At 60.7% G+C, this 624-nt stretch carries 1 protein-coding gene and 1 pseudogene; both read left to right on the forward strand.

Annotated elements, in window-relative coordinates; genetic code table 11:
* The coding region (locus tag EN964_RS36485; protein ID WP_281059608.1) for an undecaprenyl-diphosphate phosphatase at positions 1-297 on the forward strand (297 nt) is incomplete at its 5' end.
* Between the two features lie 76 nt (positions 298-373).
* Positions 374-624 (forward strand): annotated as a pseudogene (locus EN964_RS36490) (hypothetical protein); the annotation flags it as partial.

Below are 624 nucleotides of genomic sequence, written 5' to 3' on the forward strand. Positions count from 1 at the left end.
GCATTGGGGCTCGGCTTCAAGCGGGCCGAGGCGGCGCGCTTCTCATTCCTGCTCGGGCTGCCTGCCATCGCGCTCGCCGGCCTCAAGGAACTCTGGGAACTGCACAAGGTCCATCTCGACGCCCATGGCTGGTCGGTGCTTGCTGTCGGGCTGGTCGTTGCGTCGATCTCCGCCTTCTTCGCCATATGGGGGCTGATGCACGTGCTGGAGCGTTTCTCGGCCTGGCCGTTCGTCATCTATCGCGGCCTGCTCGGCATCGTCTTGTTGTTGAGCGTCGCCATGGGATGGCTTGCCTAAGTCCAGAGCCTTTCACAGTCTCGCTTGAAACAGGTTATATCCGTACCGGACCTCGAACTTCGATTCCGGTAAGCGCATGGATTTCCTGACCCTCCTGCAATCATTGCCGTTGCTGCTGGCATTGGCCAAGGGCGCACTGCCGTCGGTGGCGGCATTTGGCATGGGATTTGGCCAGTGGACCGCTTCACTGCCGCCATGCCGGGACTTCACCTTCGAGGCGACCAGCTATCTCGTTTGCGAGGTCGATCCAAAACGATATCAGCTCGAGCTGTTCTGGAAGGATGCGGCGGGCAAGCCGTTTCAGTCGCTGCACAATCTGCCTGCCAC

This window comes from Mesorhizobium sp. M7A.F.Ca.CA.001.10.2.1 (genome assembly GCF_003998575.1).
Lineage (GTDB): Bacteria > Pseudomonadota > Alphaproteobacteria > Rhizobiales > Rhizobiaceae > Mesorhizobium.